The organism is Tessaracoccus aquimaris, assembly GCF_001997345.1.
In the GTDB taxonomy this organism is placed as follows: Bacteria; Actinomycetota; Actinomycetes; order Propionibacteriales; family Propionibacteriaceae; genus Arachnia; species Arachnia aquimaris.
The window spans coordinates 1,349,219-1,371,206 of the sequence record NZ_CP019606.1 but is presented as its reverse complement, the minus strand read 5'-3'; the positions used below and the strand labels follow the sequence as shown (position 1 = coordinate 1,371,206).

17 protein-coding genes and 3 pseudogenes are annotated in these 21,988 nt (G+C 69.7%); 15 read left to right on the top strand and 5 right to left on the bottom strand.

What is annotated here, in order from left to right; translation table 11 throughout:
- Positions 1-5 precede the first annotated feature (5 nt).
- Positions 6-4,206, bottom strand: a pseudogene (gene glgX / locus BW730_RS20280) (glycogen debranching protein GlgX); the annotation flags it as partial.
- Positions 4,207-4,301: 95 nt separating this feature from the next.
- Between glgX and BW730_RS19950 the strand changes: the two are divergent.
- The 6 genes and pseudogenes from BW730_RS19950 to BW730_RS06410 form a co-directional block, all read left to right on the top strand.
- Positions 4,302-4,478, top strand: a pseudogene (locus BW730_RS19950) (aminotransferase class V-fold PLP-dependent enzyme); the annotation flags it as partial.
- Between the two features lie 98 nt (positions 4,479-4,576).
- Positions 4,577-5,422, top strand: a complete 846-nt coding sequence (locus tag BW730_RS06430; RefSeq protein ID WP_250637762.1) for a cysteine desulfurase family protein — start codon at positions 4,577-4,579, stop codon at positions 5,420-5,422.
- 51 nt (positions 5,423-5,473) lie between these two features.
- Positions 5,474-6,528, top strand: a pseudogene (mnmA, locus tag BW730_RS06425) (tRNA 2-thiouridine(34) synthase MnmA).
- On the top strand, positions 6,528-6,992 hold the full coding sequence (locus BW730_RS06420) for a uroporphyrinogen decarboxylase/cobalamine-independent methonine synthase family protein (protein ID WP_077685532.1): 465 nt from the start codon (positions 6,528-6,530) through the stop codon (positions 6,990-6,992). The pseudogene mnmA and the gene BW730_RS06420 overlap by 1 nt, the downstream one beginning before the upstream one ends.
- Positions 6,884-7,480, top strand: coding sequence for a uroporphyrinogen decarboxylase/cobalamine-independent methonine synthase family protein (locus BW730_RS06415; RefSeq protein ID WP_158522500.1), 597 nt, complete (start codon positions 6,884-6,886; stop codon positions 7,478-7,480). Before BW730_RS06420 ends, BW730_RS06415 begins: the two co-directional genes overlap by 109 nt.
- A gap of 199 nt (positions 7,481-7,679) precedes the next feature.
- Positions 7,680-7,883, top strand: a complete 204-nt coding sequence (locus BW730_RS06410) for a hypothetical protein (RefSeq protein WP_077685530.1) — start codon at positions 7,680-7,682, stop codon at positions 7,881-7,883.
- A gap of 73 nt (positions 7,884-7,956) precedes the next feature.
- Here BW730_RS06410 and BW730_RS06405 read toward each other — a convergent pair whose 3' ends face one another.
- Positions 7,957-8,808 carry an alpha/beta fold hydrolase gene (locus tag BW730_RS06405; RefSeq protein WP_077685529.1) on the bottom strand — a complete coding sequence of 284 codons (852 nt, stop codon included), beginning with the start codon at positions 8,806-8,808 and terminating at the stop codon, positions 7,957-7,959.
- A gap of 245 nt (positions 8,809-9,053) precedes the next feature.
- On the opposite strand from BW730_RS06405, the gene gatC reads away from it, so the two are divergent.
- From gatC to BW730_RS06370, 8 genes are all read left to right on the top strand, one after another.
- Positions 9,054-9,347, top strand: a complete 294-nt coding sequence (gene gatC, locus BW730_RS06400) for an Asp-tRNA(Asn)/Glu-tRNA(Gln) amidotransferase subunit GatC (protein ID WP_077685528.1) — start codon at positions 9,054-9,056, stop codon at positions 9,345-9,347.
- Complete coding sequence (gene gatA / locus BW730_RS06395) at positions 9,344-10,855, top strand: Asp-tRNA(Asn)/Glu-tRNA(Gln) amidotransferase subunit GatA (RefSeq protein ID WP_145952751.1); 1,512 nt, start codon at positions 9,344-9,346, stop codon at positions 10,853-10,855. The genes gatC and gatA overlap by 4 nt, the downstream gene beginning before the upstream one ends.
- Entirely contained in the window at positions 10,852-12,339 is a 1,488-nt protein-coding gene (gene gatB / locus BW730_RS06390; RefSeq protein WP_077685526.1) for an Asp-tRNA(Asn)/Glu-tRNA(Gln) amidotransferase subunit GatB, read from the top strand. Before gatA ends, gatB begins: the two co-directional genes overlap by 4 nt.
- A 389-nt stretch (positions 12,340-12,728) precedes the next feature.
- On the top strand, positions 12,729-13,652 hold the full coding sequence (gene fdhD, locus BW730_RS06385; RefSeq protein ID WP_226997109.1) for a formate dehydrogenase accessory sulfurtransferase FdhD: 924 nt from the start codon (positions 12,729-12,731) through the stop codon (positions 13,650-13,652).
- Positions 13,639-15,051: a molybdopterin-dependent oxidoreductase gene (locus tag BW730_RS19145; RefSeq protein ID WP_226997108.1), complete on the top strand. Its 1,413-nt coding sequence runs from the start codon at positions 13,639-13,641 to the stop codon at positions 15,049-15,051. The genes fdhD and BW730_RS19145 overlap by 14 nt, the downstream gene beginning before the upstream one ends.
- Positions 15,048-15,884, top strand: a complete 837-nt coding sequence (locus BW730_RS19140) for a molybdopterin dinucleotide binding domain-containing protein (RefSeq protein WP_226997107.1) — start codon at positions 15,048-15,050, stop codon at positions 15,882-15,884. The genes BW730_RS19145 and BW730_RS19140 overlap by 4 nt, the downstream gene beginning before the upstream one ends.
- A 165-nt stretch (positions 15,885-16,049) precedes the next feature.
- Entirely contained in the window at positions 16,050-16,955 is a 906-nt protein-coding gene (locus BW730_RS06375) for a Fic family protein (RefSeq protein WP_145952750.1), read from the top strand.
- Positions 16,956-17,256: 301 nt separating this feature from the next.
- Positions 17,257-17,910 carry a TMEM175 family protein gene (locus BW730_RS06370; protein ID WP_077685524.1) on the top strand — a complete coding sequence of 218 codons (654 nt, stop codon included), beginning with the start codon at positions 17,257-17,259 and terminating at the stop codon, positions 17,908-17,910.
- 33 nt (positions 17,911-17,943) lie between these two features.
- Here BW730_RS06370 and BW730_RS06365 read toward each other — a convergent pair whose 3' ends face one another.
- The 3 genes from BW730_RS06365 to BW730_RS06355 form a co-directional block, all read right to left on the bottom strand.
- Complete coding sequence (locus BW730_RS06365; protein ID WP_077685523.1) at positions 17,944-18,123, bottom strand: hypothetical protein; 180 nt, start codon at positions 18,121-18,123, stop codon at positions 17,944-17,946.
- Between the two features lie 249 nt (positions 18,124-18,372).
- Positions 18,373-19,572: a tryptophan synthase subunit beta gene (gene trpB, locus BW730_RS06360; protein WP_077685522.1), complete on the bottom strand. Its 1,200-nt coding sequence runs from the start codon at positions 19,570-19,572 to the stop codon at positions 18,373-18,375.
- 85 nt (positions 19,573-19,657) lie between these two features.
- Positions 19,658-20,266, bottom strand: coding sequence for a TIGR03085 family metal-binding protein (locus tag BW730_RS06355; RefSeq protein WP_077685521.1), 609 nt, complete (start codon positions 20,264-20,266; stop codon positions 19,658-19,660).
- Between the two features lie 191 nt (positions 20,267-20,457).
- On the opposite strand from BW730_RS06355, the gene BW730_RS06350 reads away from it, so the two are divergent.
- Positions 20,458-21,156: an MOSC domain-containing protein gene (locus BW730_RS06350; RefSeq protein ID WP_158522498.1), complete on the top strand. Its 699-nt coding sequence runs from the start codon at positions 20,458-20,460 to the stop codon at positions 21,154-21,156.
- The last annotated feature ends 832 nt before the right edge of the window (positions 21,157-21,988 follow it).

Here is a 21,988-nt window from a genome sequence, read left to right as displayed (position 1 = left end):
ACCGTGACGTGCAGCACGTGGGCGGGCTTACCCGGGTACAGCCGCACGAAGGCCTGCCGCTCCCACAGGTACTCCTCACCCGTCAGTTCGTCGCGGACGCTGATCTTGCCCGCCGCGGGGAACCCGAGGGCGTCGAAGTCGAGGTTGAGTTGCGACTCGACGGTGTTGTCCGGATCGAGCGAACACACCACGAGCACCGTGTCGTCGCCGTCGCGCTTGGAGAAGACGATGACGGCGTCGTTGGGCGCGTGATGGAAGTGCACGTCGCGCAACTGCTGCAGCGCCGGGTGGGCGTCGCGGATCTCGTTGAGTCGACCGAGCAGCATGTTGAGGTTCGGCTCGGCGTCGTAGTCGCGCGGCCGGAACTGGAACTTCTCCGAGTCGAGGTACTCCTCCTTGCCGGGGGCCAGCGGCTCATGCTCGAACAGTTCGAAGCCGGAGTAGACGCCCCACGACGGCGACATGGTGGCCGCGAGGATCGCCCGGATCGCGAACGACGCCTGGTTGCCCGACTGCAGGAAGAACGGGTTGATGTCTGGGGTGTTGACGAAGAAGTTGGGCCGGTAGAAGTTGGCCATCTCCGTCGACAGTTCCGTCAGGTACTCCGTCAGTTCCCACTTCACGTTGCGCCATGTGAAGTAGGTGTAGCTCTGCTGGAAGCCGATCTTGCCGAGCGCGGCCATCATCTGCGGCTTCGTGAAGGCCTCCGCCAGGAAGATCACCTCGGGGTGCCGCTCGTTGACGCGCCCGATCAGCCAGTCCCAGAACTCGACCGGCTTGGTGTGCGGGTTGTCGACACGGAAGATCGTGACGCCATGGTCGATCCAGAACTCGATGATCCGCAGCACCTCGTGGTAGATGCCGACCGGGTCGTTGTCGAAGTTGATCGGGTAGATGTCCTGGTACTTCTTCGGCGGGTTCTCCGCGTAGGCGATGGTGCCGTCGAGGCGGGTGGTGAACCACTCGGGGTGCTCCGTGACCCACGGGTGGTCGGGGGATGCCTGCAGCGCGAAGTCGAGCGCGATCTCGATGTCGAGAGAGCGGGCCTTCGCGACGAAGGCGTCGAAGTCCTCGAGGCTGCCCAGGTCGGGATGCACGGCGTCGTGACCGCCCTCGGGGGCGCCGATCGCCCACGGCGAGCCGGGATCCTGGGGCCCGGGGGTCAGCGTGTTGTTCGGACCCTTCCGGAACGAGGTGCCGATCGGGTGGATTGGCGGCAGGTAGACGACGTTGAAGCCCATCGCTGCGGCCGCCTCGAGGCGCACCATCGAGGATTGGAAGGTGCCCGAATGCCAGTGGCCCTCGTCGTCGACCCAGGCGCCCTGCGAACGCGGGAAGAACTCGTACCACGAGGAGTACAGCGCGCGCCTGCGCTCGACGCGGATCGGGTAGTCGGGCGTCGGGGAGACGAGTTCGCGGGCACCGAAGCGGGCCATCGCGCGGGTGATCGGCGCGGACGAGATCAGCTCGAGCACCTCGTCGACCTCGGTGTCGACGGTGAGGCCGGCGGCCGCGCCGCGCAGCAGGCTCGCGGCTCCGGGCGTCCGCATCGCCTCGGCCTGTCGCGCCGCCTTCTCGAGGAGTTCGCGGCCCTCCATGTGGACCAGGTCCACGTCGACGCCCGCAGGAAGCTTCTTCTCGGCGGTGTGCGCCCAGGTGCCCCACGGATCGGACCAACCCTCGACGCGGAACGTCCAGTCGCCCGGTGCCGCCATCCGGATGTGCGCCTGCCAGATGTCGAGGCCCATGGGCTCGACCTGCGTCATGTCGATGCGGCGCTGGGTGCCGTGCGGGGAGGTGAGGATCACCGACGCGTTGACGGCGTCGTGCCCCTCACGGAAAACGTTGGCCTGCACGAGCAGCCGCTCGTGGGTCACCGCCTTGACGGGGTAGGCGCCGCCCTCGAGAACGGGGGACACTCCGCTGACCGGGATGCGGCCGAAGCCGCCCTCGGTCCGGACGATGCGCTTGCTGCTTCGGGCTGGGAACTGCTCGGTCACACGGCAAGCCTAGCGGGCGCGGCCCTCGCCGGTCGGGTGCTTGTCCCGCCGACACCCTGACAGGCGGGGGATCAGGCCTTGGGGCGGTGCTCGCCTCCGCCTGGAGTTCGAGGAGGTCGCGCGAACTGAGCGGCACGTCGACGCGCATCACCGTGACGCTTCGGCCGGGCACCTCCACCTCGGACCTGGCCGCGAGGGCCTCGCCGATGGGAACCTCGCCCTCGTCGCCGCTGTGCCAGGCGACCTCGAACCGCGACCCCCAGGGAAGGCCCGGGAGCACGACGGTGACAGGGTCGGGGGCGGAGTTGAACCACGTCAGGAACGCCTCGCGCTCGTTGGAGACGTACATGCCGAGCAGCCGCCTCGACCCGTCGTGCCAGGCGTCCTCACCCATCTGCCCGTTGGTGCCGTCCATCCAGGTCAGGTCGACGCGCTGAAGGTTCTCGCCGTTCTCGCCGATCACCTCTGTGTGGTAGGCGAACCGGTCCATCCGGAGCGACTCGTGCTCGGCGCGCAACCGCAGCAGCGCCGCGACCCGGTCCTGCACGTCGCGCCACACGTCCGGGTAGCCCCAGTCGACCCACGAGAGGGGCGAGTCCTGGCAGTAGGCGTTGTTGTTGCCCTTCTGGGTGCGACCGAACTCGTCGCCCGCCGTGATCATGGGGGTGCCTGCCGCGAGGATCTGGGTCGCCATCAGGTTCAGCACCTGACGGCGGCGCAGCGCGTTGAGCGCGGGGTCGGGGGCGTCGCCCTCCCAGCCGTGGTTCCAGGAGTGGTTGTTGTCGGTGCCATCGCGGTTGGCCTCTCCGTTGGCCAGGTTGTGCTTGACGTCGTAGCTGACCAGGTCGCGCATGGTGAAGCCGTCGTGGGCGGTCACGAAGTTGATGCTGGCCTGCGGGGAGCGGCCGGGCCGGTCGAACAGGTCCGGCGATCCCGCCAGTCGGGTCGCCAACTCCTGCACGCCGTGCACCGACCCGCGCCAGTAGTCGCGCACGTGGTCGCGGAACCGGTCGTTCCACTCGCTCCAGCCCGGGCCCCAGGCGCCGACCTGGTAACCGTACGGGCCGATGTCCCACGGCTCGGCGATCATCTTGATGCCCTCGAAGGCAGGGTCGGAGGCGATCGCCCGCTTGAAGGGGTGGTCGTGGTCGACGTGCTGGTGCCAGTCCCGGATCAGGGTGGTGGCCAGGTCGAAGCGGAACCCGTCGACGCCCATCTCGGTGACCCAGTAGCGAAGGGAATCGAGCACCAACTGCAGCACCATCGGGTGGGCCGTGTTGACCGAGTTGCCGCATCCCGTCACGTCGTAGTCGTCGCGGCGGTCGTTGGTGAGCCGGTAGTAGGCGTCATGGTCGATGCCGCGCATCGAGAGCGTCGGGCCCTCGTGGCCGCCCTCGCCGGTGTGGTTGTAGACGACGTCGAGGAGGACCTCGATGCCCGCCTCGTGCAGCGCGGAGACCATCTGCTTGAAGTCGGTGACCTGGTTGCCGACGGTGCCCCGGGGGGCGTAGGCGGCGTGCGGGGCGAAGAAGCCGAGCGTGTTGTAGCCCCAGTAGTTGCGCAGCCCCTTGTGGGCGATGAACGGCTCGCTCACGAAGTGCTGCAGCGGCAGGAACTCGACGGCGGTGACGCCGAGGCCGACGAGGTGCTCGATCACGGCAGGGTCGGCCATCCCGAGGTAGGAGCCGCGCAGGTGCTCGGGCACGTCGGGGTGCAGTTTGGTGTAGCCGCGCAGGTGCGTCTCGTAGATCACGGACTCGGCCATCGTCCTGCGGCGCGCGATCGGCGTCGGGGGAGGGGAGTCGGCGACGACGACCGAGACGGGCACCGCCCCGAAGGAGTCCTCCGTCGACATCGTGTCAGGGTTGCCTGCGACGTGGTCGAGGATCGGGCCGCGGAAGTCGATGCCGCCGACGATGGCGCGGGCGTAGGGGTCGAGCAGCAGTCGCGCGGGGTTGAACCGGGAGCCGTCCGACGGGTCCCAGTCGCCGTGCACCCGGAAGCCGTACTGCTGGCCCGCGCCGATCCCCGGGACCTCAAGCGTCCAGATGCCGTGCTCGTCACGGTGCATGTGGTGGTTGTGCTGCTTGTTCCTGCCGTCGATCAGCGCAAGTTCGACCTTGTCGGCGCGGGGTGCCCACAGCCCGAAGGCAACCCCGATGTCGGTGACACGGGCGCCGAGCCGGGAGGTGTCTGGGATCTGCATGGCTACTCGGTTCACGCTTTCTATCTCGGTGGGCGCGGCAATTGTGCCACGCCGGGACGAAAACCCACGGAGGCGCGCTTCACTACAGTGGGGCCATGTCTGTGTACCTCGATCACGCGGCGACCAGCCCGATGCGCCAGGAGTCGGTGGAGGCGTTCGTGTCGGCCTCCGAACTGGTCGGCAACCCGGCGTCGCTGCACCGGTTGGGGCAGCGGGCCGCCGCCGCGCTGGAGGAGGCGCGCGAGGAACTGGCCGATGCCGTTGGCGCGCACCCCAGCGAGGTCATCTTCACCTCCGGTGGGTCGGAGGCCGACACCATCGCGGTGCTCGGGGGTGGGCCGCGCGCGAGCAGCAAGGCCGCACCCGTGCGCTGGTCTCGGCCGTCGAACACCCAGCGGTGGCCGGGGCGCAGGAGCGGGGCGCTGAGGTGCTGCCCGTCGACCGCGACGGGATCGTCGACGTGGGCGCCGCCGTCGCCGCGATCGACGAGTCGGTTGCCCTGGTGTCGGTGATGTGGGTCAACAACGAGACCGGCGCCGTCCAACCGGTCGAGAAGGTGCGCCGGGCTGCGGTCCGCTGCGGCGCTTGGATGCACAGCGACGCGGTGCAGGCACTCGGACACGTGCCCGTCGACTTCCACGCCAGTTCGCTCGACCTGATGACGCTGTCCGCGCACAAGATCGGCGGCCCCGTCGGCGTCGGGGCGCTGCTCGCCGGGCGTGCGATCGTGCCCGCCGCCGTCGGGCTCGGCGGAGGTCAGGAGAGGGGCGTTCGCTCCGGCACCAACTCCGTCGCGCTGGCCGCGGCCTTCGCGCGGGCCGCGAGCCTCGCCGTCCAGGAACTCGACGGCGAACGGGACCGGCTCACCGTGCTGCGGGACCGCGTCGCTGCCGCCGCGCTCGCCGTCGGAGGTCGGCTCAACTCGCTTCCAGACGGTGCCCCGCACATCGTCAACGCCACCTTCGACGGGATCAGGGCGGACGACCTGCTGTTCCTCCTCGACCAACGCGGGGTGCACGCCTCCGTCGGCTCCGCCTGCCGCGCGGGAGTGCATCAGCCGAGCGAGGTGCTGCTCGCCATGGGGCGCAGCGTCGACGAGGCGAGCCAGTCGCTGCGCTTCTCGCTCGGACGCACCACCACCGAGGCCGACATCGCCCGGCTGGAGGAGGTCCTGCCGCTCGCCGTCGAGCAGGGTCGTTCCGCCTTCGGCGCGTAGACTGTCACGGCCGATCCAACGGGAGGAGACACGGTGCGGGTACTGGTCGCGATGTCAGGCGGGGTCGACTCCGCCGTCGCCGCAGCGCGCCTCGTGGCCGAGGGCCACGACGTGACGGGCGTGCACCTTGCGCTGTCGAAGAACCCCGCGTCGTACCGCTCCGGCGCCCGCGGTTGCTGCTCGCTCGAGGACTCCCACGACGCGCGCCGGGTCGCGGACAAGCTCGACATCCCGTTCTACGTGTGGGACTTCGCGGAGGAGTTCCACGAGGCCGTCGTCGAGGACTTCGTCGCCGAGTACCGCGCAGGTCGCACCCCGAACCCGTGCCTGCGCTGCAACGAGAAGATCAAGTTCGCCGCCGTCCTGGACCGTGGCATCGGGCTCGGCTTCGATGCGGTCGCGACCGGCCATTACGCCGACCTGCGCCGCAACCCCGACTCGACGGTGTCGCTGCACCGGGCCGCCGACGACGCGAAGGACCAGTCCTACGTGCTCGGCATGCTCAACCAGCAGCAACTCTCGCGCTGCCTCTTCCCGCTGTTCGACGTGGAGAAGCCGGTGGTCCGCGAGGAGGCAAGGGCGCTTGGCTTCGGGGTCGCGAAGAAGCCCGACAGCCACGACATCTGCTTCATCGCCGATGGCGACACGCAGGGCTTCCTCGCCCGCTACATCGACGATGCCCCGGCGACATCGTCGACGCCGACGGCGCGGTGCTCGGCCAGCACCGCGGCACGCACCGCTACACAGTCGGCCAACGCAAGGGCCTCGACCTGCGAGTCCCCTCACCCTCGGGCGACCCGCGCTACGTGCTGAGCATCGAACCCGTCTCCCGCACCGTCGTGGTGGGCGATCGCGCCCAGTTGGGCGTGCGGCGCCTCTCCGGCATCCGGCCGACCTGGACCGAGGGCCCCGTCGAGGGCTCCTTCCGGGGAAGGGCGCAGTACCGGGCGCACGGCGTCGCGCAGGAGGCCACGGTCGTGGCGACCGGGAACGGGTTGAGCGTCGACCTCGACGAGCCCGCCTCAGGCGTCGCGCCCGGCCAGACGGTGGTCGTGTATTCCGGCGACCGGGTGGTCGGCAGCGCCGTGATCGCCGAGGCCGCCTGATGCGCGTCACCGCCGCCGGGTCGCTCCCCGGCACCGACTTCCGCGGCGCGCTGACCGCGATGACCGAGGCGCTTCCCGAGGTGCTGCCGCTTCCGGAACTGCCTGCCCGCGGCGTCGCGTCGCAACTGGTCGGACGCGCGCTCGGGCTGATCGACGGCCTGGGCTTCGACCTGCAGCCTGCCGGGTGGCGGCTGACCCCGCATTCGACGGCGGAGCAGCGGCGTGCCCGCGCGCAGTGGCGAAACGACCTCGACGACACCGAGGAACTGCTTCAGGGCTTCGACCAGACGCTGAAGGTGGGCGTCGCAGGCCCGTGGACTCTCGCGGCCTGCGTGGAACGGCCGATGGGGACCGGTTGCTCGCCGACCACGGCGCGCGCCGCGAGGTCGCACAGGCGCTGCTGGAGGGCGTCGGCTGGCTGCGGGCCGAACTCGGTAGCCGGGTGCCGGGCGCCTCGGTGCTGATCCAGGTCGACGAGCCCTCGCTGGTCGCCGTCGCCGACGGTGCGATCCCGACCGCCTCCGGATTCTCCAAGCACCGCCGCGTCGACGAACCCGAACTCGTGGCCGCGCTGCAGCCCTTCGGCCACGCCGGGTGGCTGCACTGCTGCGCGCCCGGCCGCTGGCTCGACGTGGCGAGACGTGCGGGCTTCGCCGGGGTCGCCGTCGACTCACGGTTGGCCGACCTGGACGACCTGGCTCAGTGGATCGACGAGGCGCGCGGACTCTGCCTGGGCGTGGTGCGCACCGACCAGCCGACCAGGCAGGGGGTCGACGACCTGGTCCGCGAGTCGCTGCGGGTGCTGCGAGCCGTCCAGGCCGACGTGTACCCCGGGCTGCTGCTCGGCACAGCGTGCGGGCTGGCGGGCTGGTCGCAACGCGACGTGGCGCCCCAACTCGAGGCGCTGACGCGCGCCGCCTCCCTGGTCGAGGAGTCCCTCGCCCGCGGCTAGTCCGCTCCGGCGTCGCGCCGTCGCCGGGCGAGATCCTGGGCACGGTGCGGTGTTCGGTGCGGCACCTTTGAGCGTGCGAATCGCCGTCGAGCCACGGAGGCCGCTCATCGCCAGAGCCCCGCTGGTCGCCCGCGATGCGCGAGTGTCTCCCGGCGGCCACCTCCCGTTGGTCGCCCGGATCTTCGCCTAAGCTGGCCCCATGCGCGTCTTCTCCGACCTGAACCTCAACGGCCAGACGCCGACCCGCGCGCAGGCGGGCCGCGGCACCTGGGGGCCGACGGGCGTGCCCACCACCCGGTGGAAGAAGATCCAGCGGATCATCGTGCCGATCATCGTCGTCGGCATCGCTGTCGCCTTGTTCTTCCTCGGGCGGATGTTCTACCTGTTGCTCACCGGCTCCTGAGCCACCTCGCCCGGGAGCGCCGCGGCACGGACCTGAGCAGCGCTCGGCCTCCGACGCACGCCTGAGCCGCCCGTCAACCCCGCGACGCGAACTCCGCCAGCAGCGCGGCCAGCGCCTCCGGCTGATCCTCGGGAACCAGCGTCGAACTGTCCGCCACGATCTCCAGTCGCGCGTCGGGATACAACTCGGCCAGTCGTGGGCCGTGCTCGGACGGCATCATGGGGTCGCGGTCGGCCCACACCACAAGCACCGGGCGTTCGAACCCCGCCAACTCTGCCGACCAGGCGAGCAGGGTCTCTTTGTCGGGGGCGCCCACCGCGAACTTGCGGAAGTCGCGTCGGATCTCGCGGCTGCGCCAGGCGGGGGTGAACCAGTCGACGAGCAGGTCGTCCGGGAGCCCCTTCAGGCTCATCGACGCGTATCCGCCCGGCATCTTCCGGAATGGACGCAGTCGCATCATCGCCACCAGCAGCCACATGCCGCCCGGGGTCTTCGCGACGAGTTCCAGGGCCTTGCCGGGGCCCGGCGGGAAGTTGTCGAATGCCTCGCACGCCACCAGCGCAAGCCTGCCGACCCGCTCGGTGCGACCCTCGTTCACCAGGAACTGGCCGCCGCCCCAGTCGTTGAGGACGAGCGTGACGTCGCGCAGGTCGAGGGCGTCGAGCAGGTCCGCGAGGATCCGGGCCATGCCGCGCTGGCTGAGGTCCGCCTCGTGGCGCATCGGGCGCCGGTGGCCGCCCATCGGGAGGATCGGCGCGACCACCCGGAAGTCGCCCAGGAGAGGGATCACCTTCCGCCACTGGCGGTGGTCCATCGGCACTCCGTGGCAGGCGACGATCACGGGACCGGAGCCTCCGCTGTCGAAGTAGTCGACCTGTCCGGCGGGCAGCTCGACCGTTGACAGGTCCTCGGCGTCGTGTGGCATCTGCTGCCGCCTCTCGTTGGGGGCCTTGGGTAGCGCTTCTTCGAGACTAGGGGCGACCCGACAGGCGATGGGGCGGTTCCGGGATCTAGTCGGTCGCGGGCGGCGCGTCGCCACGGTGAGCCGTAGCGGCGGCCCGCACGCGCCCGCCTCCAGAGGAAGGGACGGCGCGCCGACCCAAGCGCCGTGGGCCCTAAGATGGTCGTCGCCGCCATCGCGGCAGCGTACGAACTGAGGAGCGAACAACAGTGGGTCTCACCGCCGACGACGTGGCTCGACTGGCAGGGCTCGCCCGCATCCAGCTCACCGAGCAGGAATGCAGCGAACTCGCCCCCGAGCTGGACGTCATCCTGGAATCCGTCGCGAGCGTCTCTGAGGTCGCCGGGCCGGACGTGCCGCTCGCGACCCACGCGATGCCGGTGGTCAACGTGTTCCGCGCCGACGTCGTCACCGCATCCCTCACGCAGGAGCAGGCCCTCTCGGGCGCCCCTGACGAAGAGGACGGCCGGTTCCGCGTCCCCCAGATCCTGAGCGAGGACTGATGAACATCCTCAAGAGCACCGCCGCCGACCTCGGCCGCGCCATGGCCGCAGGCGAACTAACGTCCGAGGCCCTCACGCAGGCATGCCTCGACCAGATCGACGCCCTGAACCCGACGCTCAACGTCTTCCTGTCTGTCGACGCCGACTCCGCCCTTGAGCAGGCCCGAGCCATCGACGCGCGCCGCGCGGCAGGCGAGGAACTCGGCCCGCTTGCCGGCGTGCCGATCGGTGTCAAGGACAACTTCTGCACCACCGACTTCCCGACCACCTGCGGATCGAAGATCCTCGACGGCTGGGTGCCCCCCTACGACGCCACCGTGGTCGCCAAGCTCCGCGCGGCAGGCCTTGTCATCGTCGGCAAGACGAACATGGACGAGTTCGCCATGGGCTCCTCGACGGAGACCTCGTACTTCGGCCCGACCCGCAACCCGTGGGACACCGAACGCATCCCCGGTGGCTCCGGCGGCGGCTCATCCGCGGCCGTTTCGTCGTTCATGGTGCCGATCGCCGTCGGCTCCGACACCGGCGGCTCCATCCGGCAGCCCGGCTCCGTCACCGGAACCATCGGAGTCAAGCCGACCTACGGCGGCGTCTCACGCTACGGCCTCGTCGCGATGGCCTCCAGTCTCGACCAGCCCGGCCCCGTCACGCGGTCCGCGGAGGACGCCGCGCTGCTGCAGCAGATCATCGGCGGCTACGACCCGCACGACTCGGCCTCGATCAACCAACCTGTCCCGGACCTGGTCGCCGCGGCGGCCTCCGAGGACCTGGCAGGCGTGCGGATCGGCGTTGTCACCGAGTTCCAGGGCGAGGGCTACGAGCCGGGCGTGCTCGACCGGTTCCGCGAGGCAGTCGAGGTGCTGCGTGAGGCGGGCGCCGAGATCGTCGAGGTCTCCTGCCCGGCGTTCAACTACGCGCTGCCCGCCTACTACCTGATCCAGCCCGCCGAGCTCAGCTCCAACCTGGCCCGCTTCGACGGCATGCGCTACGGCCTGCGTGCCGGCGACGACGGTGGTGCCTCGGCCGAGCAGGTGATGAACCTGACCCGCGAGGAGGGCTTCGGCCGCGAGGCGAAGCGCCGCATCATCATCGGCACCTACGCGCTGTCGGCCGGCTACTACGACGCCTACTACGGCTCGGCGCAGAAGGTCCGCAGCCTGATCATGCAGGACTTCGACAAGGCCTTCGGGCAGGTCGACGTGCTGATCTCGCCGACCACTCCCACCGTCGCGTTCAAGGTGGGGGAGCGCACCGCCGACCCCATGAGCATGTACCTCGCAGACCTGTGCACCATCCCGTCGAACATGGCGGGCAACGCGTCCGCGTCGTTCCCGGTCGGGCTCAGCGAGGGCCTCCCCGTCGGGCTGCAGGTGATGGCCCCGCCGATGGAGGACGCCCGGCTGTACCGGGTCGGTGGCGTGCTCGAACGCGCGCTTGAGGGTCGCTGGGGCGGCCCGCTGCTGGACCAGATGACACAGATCGAGGGATCGAAGGCGGTCGACGCATGAGCGAGACGGTGGACTACGACGAACTGCTCACCCGCTACGAGCCCGCGCTCGGCCTCGAGGTGCACGTCGAACTGAACACGAACACCAAGATGTTCTGTGGCTGCACCAACGAGTTCGGCGGCGAGCCCAACACGCACGTCTGCCCGGTGTGCCTCGGCCTGCCCGGGTCGCTCCCTGTGATCAACGGCAAGGCCGTCGAGTCGGCCATCCGGATCGGCCTTGCGCTGAACTGCGAGATCGCGTCGTGGTGCCGGATGGCGCGGAAGAACTACTTCTACCCCGACATGACGAAGAACTTCCAGACCTCGCAGTACGACGAGCCGATCGCCTTCGACGGCTACGTCGACGTGGAGGTCGACGGTGAGACCTACCGCGTCGAGGTGGAGCGCGCTCACATGGAGGAGGACGCGGGCAAGGCGACTCACGTCGGCGGATCCGGCCGCATCCAGGGCGCCGACTACTCGCTGATCGACTACAACCGTGCGGGCGTGCCGCTGATCGAGATCGTCACCAAGCCGATCCGTGGCGCGGGCGCCAAGGCACCCGAGGTCGCCAAGGCCTACGTCGCACACCTGCGCGAACTGATGAAGGCGCTTGGCGTCTCGGACGTGCGGATGGAGCAGGGGTCGCTGCGCTGCGACGCCAACATCTCGCTTGCGCCGATCGGCGACGAGGAACTGGGCACCCGCACCGAGACCAAGAACGTCAACTCGCTGCGCTCCGTCGAGCGGGCGATCCGCTACGAGATGACGCGCCAGGCCGCGATCCTCGACGACGGTGGCAAGGTGAAGCAGGAGACCCGCCACTTCCACGAGGCCGACGGGACGACATCCTCCGGCCGCTCGAAGGAACAAGCCGAGGACTACCGCTACTTCGCAGAGCCCGACCTGATGCCGATCGCGCCGAGCCGGGAGTGGGTGGAGGAGTTGCGCACCACGCTCCCCGAGCCGCCCGCCGAGCGCCGCGCCCGGCTCCAGGCCGACTGGGGCTTCAGCGACATCGACTTTGCGGCCGTGGTCAACTCGAACGCCCTCGGGCTCGTCGAGGAGACGGTCGCCGCGGGCGCCAGCCCGGCCGCCGGGCGCAAGTGGTGGGTCAGCGAACTGTCGCGCCGCGCCAACGAGGCGGGCCTCGAACTGGACGAGTTGGCCATCACCGCGGCGCAGGTCGCGGGCGTTCAGGCGCTCGTCGACGAGGGCAAGGTCAACGACAAGTTGGCCCGCCAGGTCATCGACGGCGTACTCGCAGGAGAGGGCGAGCCCGCCGAGGTCGTCGAGAAGCGCGGGCTCGTGGTCGTCTCCGATGAGGGCGCGTTGAGCGCCGCCGTCGACGAGGTGATCGCAGCGAACCCGGACGTCGCGGACAAGATCCGTGACGGCAAGGTCCAGGCCGCCGGCGCGCTGATCGGCCAGGTCATGAAGTCGATGAGGGGCCAGGCCGACGCGGCAAAGGTCCGCGAACTGATCCTCGCCAAGCTGTCCTGACGCTCGCCCCTGAAGCAGCGCCGTTCGTCGAGCTTGTCGAGACGTCCGTTCGCCGGGCTCGTCAGCCGTTCGTCGAGCTTGTCGAGACGTCCGGTTGCGGGGCGCTTCCGATGGGTTGTGGTGCCGTTCGTCGAGCTTGTCGAGACGTCCGGTTGCGGGGCGCTTCGGGTGGGTTGTGGTGCCGTTCGTCGAGCTTGTCGAGACGTCCGATCGCTGCACGTTTCCGACTGGCTGTGGTTGCGGACCCTTCGACAGGCTCAGGGAACGACGTGCGTCGGACTGGTGCGTTCGTCGAGCTTGTCGAGACGTCCGATTGCGGGGCGCTTCTGGCGAAGTGTGGTTCCGGACCCTTCGACGAGCTCAGGGAACCGGGTTGATCCAACTGGGTCGTGGAATGGCGCTCCCCGCGCGACAAGCGCAGTTACAGTGGCGTGATGGGGCGGATAACGGCGCGGCGACCCGTGACGCGACTCACCCTCGGTGAGCCGCCGAACACACGCGTCGACACGCTCGCCGTCGAGGAGCCCCTCGAGATCAGGATCGCCGGGCGACCGCTGACCGTCACGATGCGCACCCCCGGGCACGACGTCGAACTCGCCGCGGGCTTCCTCGTGTCCGAGGCGGTCATCTCCCGGGGCGACCAGTTCCGCACCGCCATCCACTGCGGCGGGCCGGGCGCAGGCGGCGAGGAGAACACCTACAACGTGCTCGACGTCGCCCTCGCGGCTGGGGTCGCACCCCCGTCGACGGACATCGCACGGGCCTTCTACACGACCAGTTCGTGCGGGATGTGCGGTAAGGCGAGCATCGAGGCCGTCGAGACCGTCTCCGTCTACGACGTGGCCTCCGACGCCGCGACCGTGGCCGCCGAGCGCCTGGTCACCTTCCCCGACCGGCTCCGCGCCGAGCAGGCCGTCTTCGACAAGACCGGAGGGCTGCACGCCGCGGCACTCTTCGACGCGGCGACGGGGGAACTGCTCGTCTCGCGTGAGGACGTCGGGAGGCACAACGCCGTCGACAAGGTGATCGGCTGGGCCGTCCTGCACGACCGGCTTCCGCTGCGGGGCACCGTGCTGCAGGTCAGCGGCCGTGCCAGCTTCGAACTGGTCCAAAAAGCGACCATGGCAGGCGTCCCGATGCTGGCGGCCGTCTCCGCACCGTCGTCGCTGGCCGTCGAACTCGCGCAGTCCGCGGGGCTGACCCTCGTCGGCTTCCTCCGCGGCACCTCCATGAACATCTACACCCGAGCAGACCGCATCACGCAGGAACCTGCGCACGCCCTAGCGAAGGACGATCGATATGTCACACGATGAACTGGAGAAGGTCGCCGGGCTGATGCCCGACGTGCCACGTCAGGGCGGCTACGGCCCCGCCACCACCGAGAAGTGGTACCAGAAGGCCTACACGCACCCGGCCGCCGGATGGGGCGCGACGGTGTCGGTCGGCAAGATCCTCACCGGGGAACGTCAGGTGATCCGCGGCACCAAGGCGATGTTCACCATCAACCACCCGGACAAGGGATTCGACTGCCCCGGCTGCGCCTGGCCCGACGCCAAGCACTTCCTCCCGCTCGACGTGTGCGAGAACGGCGTCAAGCACAGCACCTGGGAGATGACCGACGACCGCACCACCCCGGAGTTCTTCGCCGAGCACACCGTCACGGAACTGGCCGAATGGACCGACTTCGCCCTCGAGGACGTCGGACGGCTCACCCACCCGATGAGCTACGACGCCGAGACCGACACCTACGTGCCGGTCTCCTGGGAAGAGGCGTTCGCGATGATCGGCGACGAACTCAACGCGCTCGGCGACCCGAACCGGGCCGCGTTCTACACCTCGGGGCGGCTCAGCAACGAGGCGTCGTTCCTGTACCAGTTGATGGCCCGCGAGTTCGGCACCAACAACCTGCCCGACTGCTCCAACATGTGCCACGAGGCGTCCGGGCGGGCACTACGCGCCTCACTCGCGACCGGCAAGGGCACCACCGACGTCGACGACTGGGAACTGGCCGACGCGATCTTCATCATGGGCGTCAACGCCGCCACCAACGCCCCGCGGATGCTGACGATGCTCACCGACGCGTACGCCCGCGGCGCCCAGGTCGTCCACATCAACCCGCTGATCGAGGCTGGCGCCAGGAAGGCGATCGTCCCGCACGACCTGGTCGACATGGCGCTGAACAAGGCGACCCCCACCAGCACCATGAACCTGCAGGTCCGCCCCGGCGGCGACTTCGCGCTGATGCGCGGCATCGCGAAGGTCGTCTTCGAGGAGGCCGAGCACGACCCGAAGGCCATCGACCGCGAGTTCCTCGACGCGCACACCGAGGGCTGGGAGACCTACCGCGACATCGTCCGGGCGACCCCGTGGTCCGAGATCGTCAGGCAGGCGGGTCTCACGGAGCCCGCGATCCGCGGCGCCGCCGCCATCTACCTCGCCTCCGAGGCGACCATCATCAGTTGGTGTCTCGGGCTCAGCCAGCACGAGTTCGGCGTTCAGGCGATCCGCGAGATCGTCAACGTGCTGCTGCTGCGCGGCAACATCGGCCGCCCAGGCGCCGGCCCCGCCCCGGTGCGCGGCCACAGCAACGTGCAGGGCAACCGCACCTGCGGCATCGACCACCGGCCGACCGAGGAGTTCCTCTCGAAACTCGACGCCGTCTGCGGCATCACCAGCCCCGCGAGCACGGCCTCACCACCGTCACCACCATGAAGGCCCTCCACGACGGCGACGTGAAGGTGTTCATCGGGATGGGCGGCAACTTCGTGCGCGCCGTCCCCGACCCCGCTTACACCGCGGAAGGCATGGCGCAGTGCTCGCTGACGGTGCACGTCTCGACCAAGCTCAACAGGTCGCACCTGACGCACGGCGCGAGGGCGCTGATCCTGCCGTGCCTCGCCCGCACGGAGCGCGACGAGACGGGGTACGGGCTGCAGCGACAGTCCTGCGAGGACGCCATGAGCAACGTCCAACTCTCGCTCGGCAAGCGCCGCCCCGCGTCGGATCAGTTGCTGTCCGAGCCTGCCATCCTGGCGGGCATCGCGCGCGCCACGCTGCCCGGGAGCGCGACGCCGTGGGAGCGCTACGCCGTCGACTACGACGCGATCCGCGACGTGATGGCGAAGGTGCTGCCGGGCTTCGAGGGCTTCAACAAGGTCGTGCGGGGCAAGTACGGCTTCCGGATCCCGCAACCTGCGCGCGAGCGTGACTTCCGCACCCCGTCGGGTCGCGCCGAGTTCTGCCTGGCCGACCTGCCCAACGTGGTCCCCGACGACGACCAGACGATCGTGCTGCAGACGATCAGGTCGCACGACCAGTGGAACACGACGATCTACACCAACGACGACCGCTACCGGGGCGTCAAGAACATCCGCGAGATCGTCTTCATGCACGCCGACGACATGGCCGAGCGGGGCATCTCCTGGGGTGGCGCCATCGACCTGGTGTCGACCTCGAAGGACGGCAGCAAGCGCACCGCCCGCGGGTTCCGGGCCGTGTCCTACGACCTGCCGCGGGGAGTGCGGCGGGCTACATGCCCGAGTTGAACGTCCTGATCGGGCCGAAGGACTACAGCGAACTGAGCGACCAACCGCTGATGAAGTCGATCCAGGTGCGCATCACCGCCGCGCCCTGATCCTTGCGTAAGGCGAGCCATACGATAGGATAATGCTCATAACTATCGTATGGATCGGCTAGCGAAGGGATCATCCATGGGTGCCGCATGGCCCTCGGCCTCCAGCGAGACGCTGCAGTGGAACGACTGGCGAAGCTATCAGGGTGCCGTCCTGCCCGGCATCGACGGCATGGAGGTCGCAGCGGCGCTCCCCGCCGCGTTGGTCGGTGAGGTCGGCGCGGCGCAGCAGTCCATCGTCGAGTTCGACGCCCTGTTCGCCCGCGAACTCGGGGGCATGGCCATCGAGACCGTCGACACGGTCCTGGTGCGCTCCGAGGCGGCCTCCTCGTCCCAGATCGAACATCTGACGGTGTCCTCCAAGCAACTGGCGCTGGCCGAGTTCGGCGCCTCCCGCAGCGGCAACGCCCACCTGGTGCACGCCAACGCCGTCGCGATGGCCGACGCGCTCGGCGACGACGCGCCCCTCGACACGGCGTTTGCCGACCGGATGCAGGCCGAACTGCTGGGCGAGACCGGGCTGCATCTGGGGATCAGGAGGGAGCCTGTGTGGATCGGCCCCACCGGGTCGACCCCGGTCGGCGCCGACTACGTCGCACCGGACCACACGCGGGTCGCCGCCTCGCTCGAGGATCTGTGGCGCTTCCTGGAGCGACCGACGGCGCTGCCGCTCGCGCAGATCGCCGTCGGCCACGCCCAGTTCGAGAACATCCATCCTTACGTCGACGGCAACGGCCGCGTCGGCAGGGCGCTGGTGCACCGCTACCTGCGTCGCGCGGGGCTGACGAGCGCGGTGACAGTGCCCATCTCCGCAGGGCTGCTCGCCAACCCGGGCGGCTACGTCGCGGCGCTCACGGCCCTGCGGGCAGGCGACCCCGCCCCATCGTCGGAGAGTTCACCCGGGCGACCCGCGACGCCACCGCCATCGGGCGCGAACTGGTCGCCGACCTGCGCGACCTTCGGACGGCGTGGGACGACAGGCTGACGGTCCGCGTCGACTCGGTCGCCCGGCGGATCGCCGACGCCCTGATCGGCAGGCCAGCGATCAACGGACGCGTCGCGGCGGAACGGTTCGGCGTCACGCCCGCGGCGGCCCGCACCGCGATCCACGCGTTGGTGGAGGCGGGCATTCTGCGGCAGGCCTCCACAGGGAGTAGGAACCGGGTCTGGGTAGCGGAGGAGGTCACCGCCGCATACGACCGGATCGCCGTCCTGATCGGCCGACGTAAACCCTACTGAGAGTGCCTTCCCGCAGGGGTAATGTGCCTGACGGCGGAAGGACGACAATGACCACTCCCCAGCGCACAGCGCAGCGCTTCCCGGCGGAACAGGCCCGCGCCTTCGCCGACGCCGTCGTCGCGATCGCGATGACGCTTCTGATCCTTCCCCTGATGGAGTCCGCGGCCGACGTCACCCGGGCGACCTCGGTGCCCGTCTGGCTCGACGAGCACGGCAGCCAACTCTTCAGCTTCGTGCTCAGCTTCGGCATCATCGCCATGTTCTGGGTCAACCACCACCGCACGTTCCAGCGCGTCAAGGAGGTGGACAGCGGCCTGCTCTGGTGCACGATGGCTTGGCTGCTCGGCATCGTCTGGCTCCCGGTGGCGACGGCCCTGTCAGGTCACCTGGAGGCCGACGACCGCGCCGTCAAGGCCGTCTACATCGGAAGCATGACGCTCGTGGCGCTGCTCTCGCTGCTGCAGTTGCTGTGGCTCCGCGCGCACCCGGTGCTGCACGAGATGGATCCCGCCACGATCAACGGAACCGTCGCCATGGCCACGGCGATGCTGGCGCTGTTCGCCGTCTGCCTCGTAGTCGCCGTCGTGTTCCCGGGCCTGTCCTACTTCCCGCTGTTCCTGATGGTTGGCGTCGGGCCGCTGGGCCGCCTGTTCAAGAGGATCATGGGTCCGGGCCGCCCGACCGGCCCCGAGCCTCAGTGACGACTCGCTCTCCCGCTGCCGCGCAAGCAACGGTCAGTAGAACTGCCTTGGCCCAGGCCGCATCGCCAGCCGGGCCCGCTCCTGGTCGGCCTCGAGGATGCCGCGTTTGATCGCGGACACGACGAGGCGATAGCCGACCCACATGGCCAGTGCCACGATGCCGAGATTCGCCAGCAGAACGACGAAGCCGATGAGGAAGAGCATGCCTGTCATGCGATCAGTATCCGTGCCGCCCCGGACGCGTCGACGCCGCCCCCCCTCGAATGAGGCAGGGGCATGGTCGCAGGCGGAACACGAGGACCCGGACAAAGTTCAGGATCGGCGTCACGGCCGCGGCAACGGCTGGCGAAGCTCAGACGCCCGACTGCGCCGTCACGCTCAAGATGGGCCAGGGATGCTACCCAGCGAGAGGGACAGCGATCGACGGATCGCTGCCCCTCAACGCGCTCTACTCCCTGCCGGTTACTCCATGCCGAGTTGCTCGGCGACGAAGTCGATGTCCTTGTCCCCGCGGCCCGACAGGTTGACGATGATCACGTCGTCGGAGGTCAGCGTCGGGGCCAACTTCATGGCATAGGCGACGGCGTGGCTCGACTCGATCGCGGGGATGATGCCCTCGGTGCGGCACAGCACCTGGAAGGCCTCCAGCGACTCGGCGTCCGACGCCGTCACATAGTTGGCGCGACCGACGTCCTTCAGGTGGGCGTGCTGCGGGCCGACGCCCGGGTAGTCCATGCCGGAGGCGATCGAGTGCACCGGCCACGGCTCGCCCGCCTCGTCCTGCAGCACGATGGTCTGCATGCCGTGGATGACGCCGGGGGTGCCGAGCGTCATGGTCGCGGCGTGCTCGCCCGGCGCGTCCAGGCTTCGGCCCGAGGGCTCGACGCCGTAGATCGCCACGTCTGCGTCCTCGAGGAATGCCTGGAACAGGCCCATGGCGTTCGACCCGCCGCCGACCGCGGCGACGATCGCGGTGGGCAGTTTGCCCTCCTTCTCCATCACTTGACGGCGCGCCTCGCGGCCGACGACCGACTGGAAGTCGCGCACCATGGTCGGGAACGGGTCGGGCCCGACGACCGAGCCGATCGCGAACATCGTCTCGCCGAAGTCGGCCGCCCACACGCCGAACGCGGAGTCGACGGCGTCCTTGAGGCACCGTCCGCCGTCCTCGACCGACACGACGGTCGCGCCGAGGAGACGCATCCGCACCACGTTCGGGTGCTGCTTGGCGATGTCGATCGCGCCCATGTGGATCTCGCACTCAAGCCCGAGTAGGGCCGCGGCGGTCGCCAGCGCGACGCCGTGCTGGCCCGCGCCGGTCTCCGCGATGACCTTCTTCTTGCCCATCCGCTTGGCGAGCAGCACCTCGCCGAGGGTGTGGTTGATCTTGTGCGCGCCCGTGTGGTTCAGGTCCTCGCGCTTGAGGTAGATCTTTGCCCCACCCAACTCGGCGCTGAGGTTCTTCGCGAGGAACAGCGGCGAGGGGCGACCGACGTAGTCGGCAAGCAGCGCCTCGTACTCTGCCAGGAACGCCGGGTCGTCCTTGGCCTCGGCGTAGGCTGCTGCGACCTCGGCGATCGGTGCCTCAAGGTGCGGGGGGAGGAAGCGTCCGCCGTGAGCTCCGAAGAATCCGGCCTCGTCGGCTTGCGTAAGCGATGTCATGGCCGGATGTTACTGGTTGGGGCCCCGTCTGGGAGACCCGGTTCACCCATTGGTGCGACGGGTGGTCGGCCCGATCGCCCTGCGGCTACAGGGACAGCAGCGATCGCAGCCAGTTGTCCAGCACTGGCGGGTCGGCGATCAGTTCGACGTTCGAGTCGCGGCCCGTCAGGTGAAGGAGGAGTTCGGACGGCAGCCCGCGCAGATGGACGGTGCGTTCGCCGGTGCCGATCTGCTTCTCGAGGCCCGTGTCGGTGCGGGTGATGCGCAGTTGGTCGCCCGCCTTGGTCTGGACCCTGCGCGCCATCACCGTGACCAGCGGCCACAGTTCCTGCTGCTCCTTGGCCGTCAGCGTCTGGGAGCGGCCGTTGGCGCGCAGCACGTCCTCGTGGTGGATGAAGAACTCGCTGGTGTTGACGAGGGAGTCGAGCGGCCGCATGATCCAGCCGACCGTGCGGATCTCCTCAACCAGGGCCGGGTAGTCCATCGAGTGCAGCACCTGGTTCTGCACCTGCGAGGTCTTCTCGGCGAACCGCTCGAGGCCGATGCCGGGCAGCGCGCTCAGCTTGTGCTCCCTGACGTAGAGGTGCGCGGCGAGGTCCTGCGTCTGCCACCCCTCGCACTCGGTCGGGGCGAACGGGCCGAGTTCATCCAGGAGATCGGCGAGGGCGGCGCGCTGGCGGGAGGCGAAACTCATGTCGCCCAGCCTAGACGCGCCGGGGCCGACCGGGCGACGAACCGTCGCCCCGTCCGGGCGCGGCGCGGGGGAGTTGCTTGAGCATGTTTGGTAACTCGTTGGCGATCTGAACGTTCAAACGTGTCGAAAGCGGCAACGAGCAGCCAAACATGCTCAAGGCGGGGCCCGACCCACGCTCTAGGGTTGGGGGCATGGACAACCGGATCGGCACCGTCGCGGCGCTGCGCGTGGGGCGCGTCGTCAGCCAACCCTGGGGGCCGAAGGGGGTGCCGAGCGCCGCGGTGAAGGCCGCGGTGGAGGGGCCGCTGCGGCTGGGAGTCCTCGGCTTTGACGGTGATGAGCACGGCGACACCGTCAATCACGGCGGCCAGGCAAAGGCCGCGTTGGCTTACGCGCGGCACCGCTACGACGACTGGCGGGGTATCGGCCTCGACCTTCCCGACGGCGGCTTCTTCGAAAACCTGACGCTCGACTCGCCCGGCACCGACGACGGCACCGTCGTGCTGGGCGAGACCTGGCGGATCGGGAACGCGACGGTTCGCGTCACCCAACCGCGCAGCCCCTGCTACAAGCTCGCCAAGCGGTGGGGCATCGACGACCTGGTGCTGCGCGTGCAGCAGACCGGCTGGTCCGGTTGGTACCTCGCGGTGGTCGAGGAGGGCGTCGTCGGCCCGGGCGACCCCGTTGTCCTGGTCGACCGGCCGGCAGGCGCGCCCACCATGGCCGAGATCTCGCGGATCATGGAGCGCGACAAGCACGACCTCGACGGCGCGCGCCGCCTGATCGACGCGCCGGGCCTGCCCGAGCGCTGGGTCGCCAAGTTGGAGCGCCGACTCGCAAGTCGCCCGGACAGCGACGCCGCGAGGCTGCTCGGCCCCACGGAGGACTGAGCGCGGTACCCGCCGAGGTGCAAGCGCAGATACCCGGCTGCGGCCGACGGCCCGCGGGAGCGGTTGCGACTGGTCTCCTTGCGCTGGGCGTTCCGGACCCCTCGACAGGCTCGGGGATCGGTGACCCGTTTCGCCGAGCCGGGCGCATTCCGCTCGTTGAGCCGGACGGCCGACGAAGGCGCGCGTCCGCGTCGAAACGTCCGCGACGTGTCTGCGGTCTTGGCCCAGGGGTGTGCGCGGACCGGAGTCAGTCACTGGCGGCGCGCCTGGTGCCCGGGGTCTGAGCGTGGGAACGGGGCCGGATATTGGCGGCGGAGACTGACCGGGTATGGGAGCGGTTTGCGGGCTGGTCACGTTGCGTTGGGGTTTCGGACCCCTCGACAGGCTCGGGGATCGGTGACCCGTTTCGCCGAGCCGGGCGCATTCCGCTCGTTGAGCCGGACGGCCGACGAAGGCGCGCGTCCGCGTCGAAACGTCCGCGACGTGTCTGCGGTCTTGGCCCAGGGGTGTGCGCAGGCCGGATTCAGTCACGTGGCGGCGCGCCAGGTGCCCGGGGGTACTGAGCGCGGAAACGTCCAGGCGCACGGCCGGGTACCTGGCGGCGGAGACTGACCGGGTGACGGGGGACCCGGTTGCGGACTTGTCACGTTGCGCTGGGCGTTCGGACCCCTCGACAGGCTCGGGGACCGGTGACCCGTTTCGCTGAGCCGGGCGCATTCCGCTCGTTGAGCCGGACGGCCGACGAAGGTGCGCGTCCGCGTCGAAACGTCCGCGACGTGTCTGCGGTCTTGGCCCAGGGGTGTGCGCGGACCCGGGTCAGTCACGTGGCGGC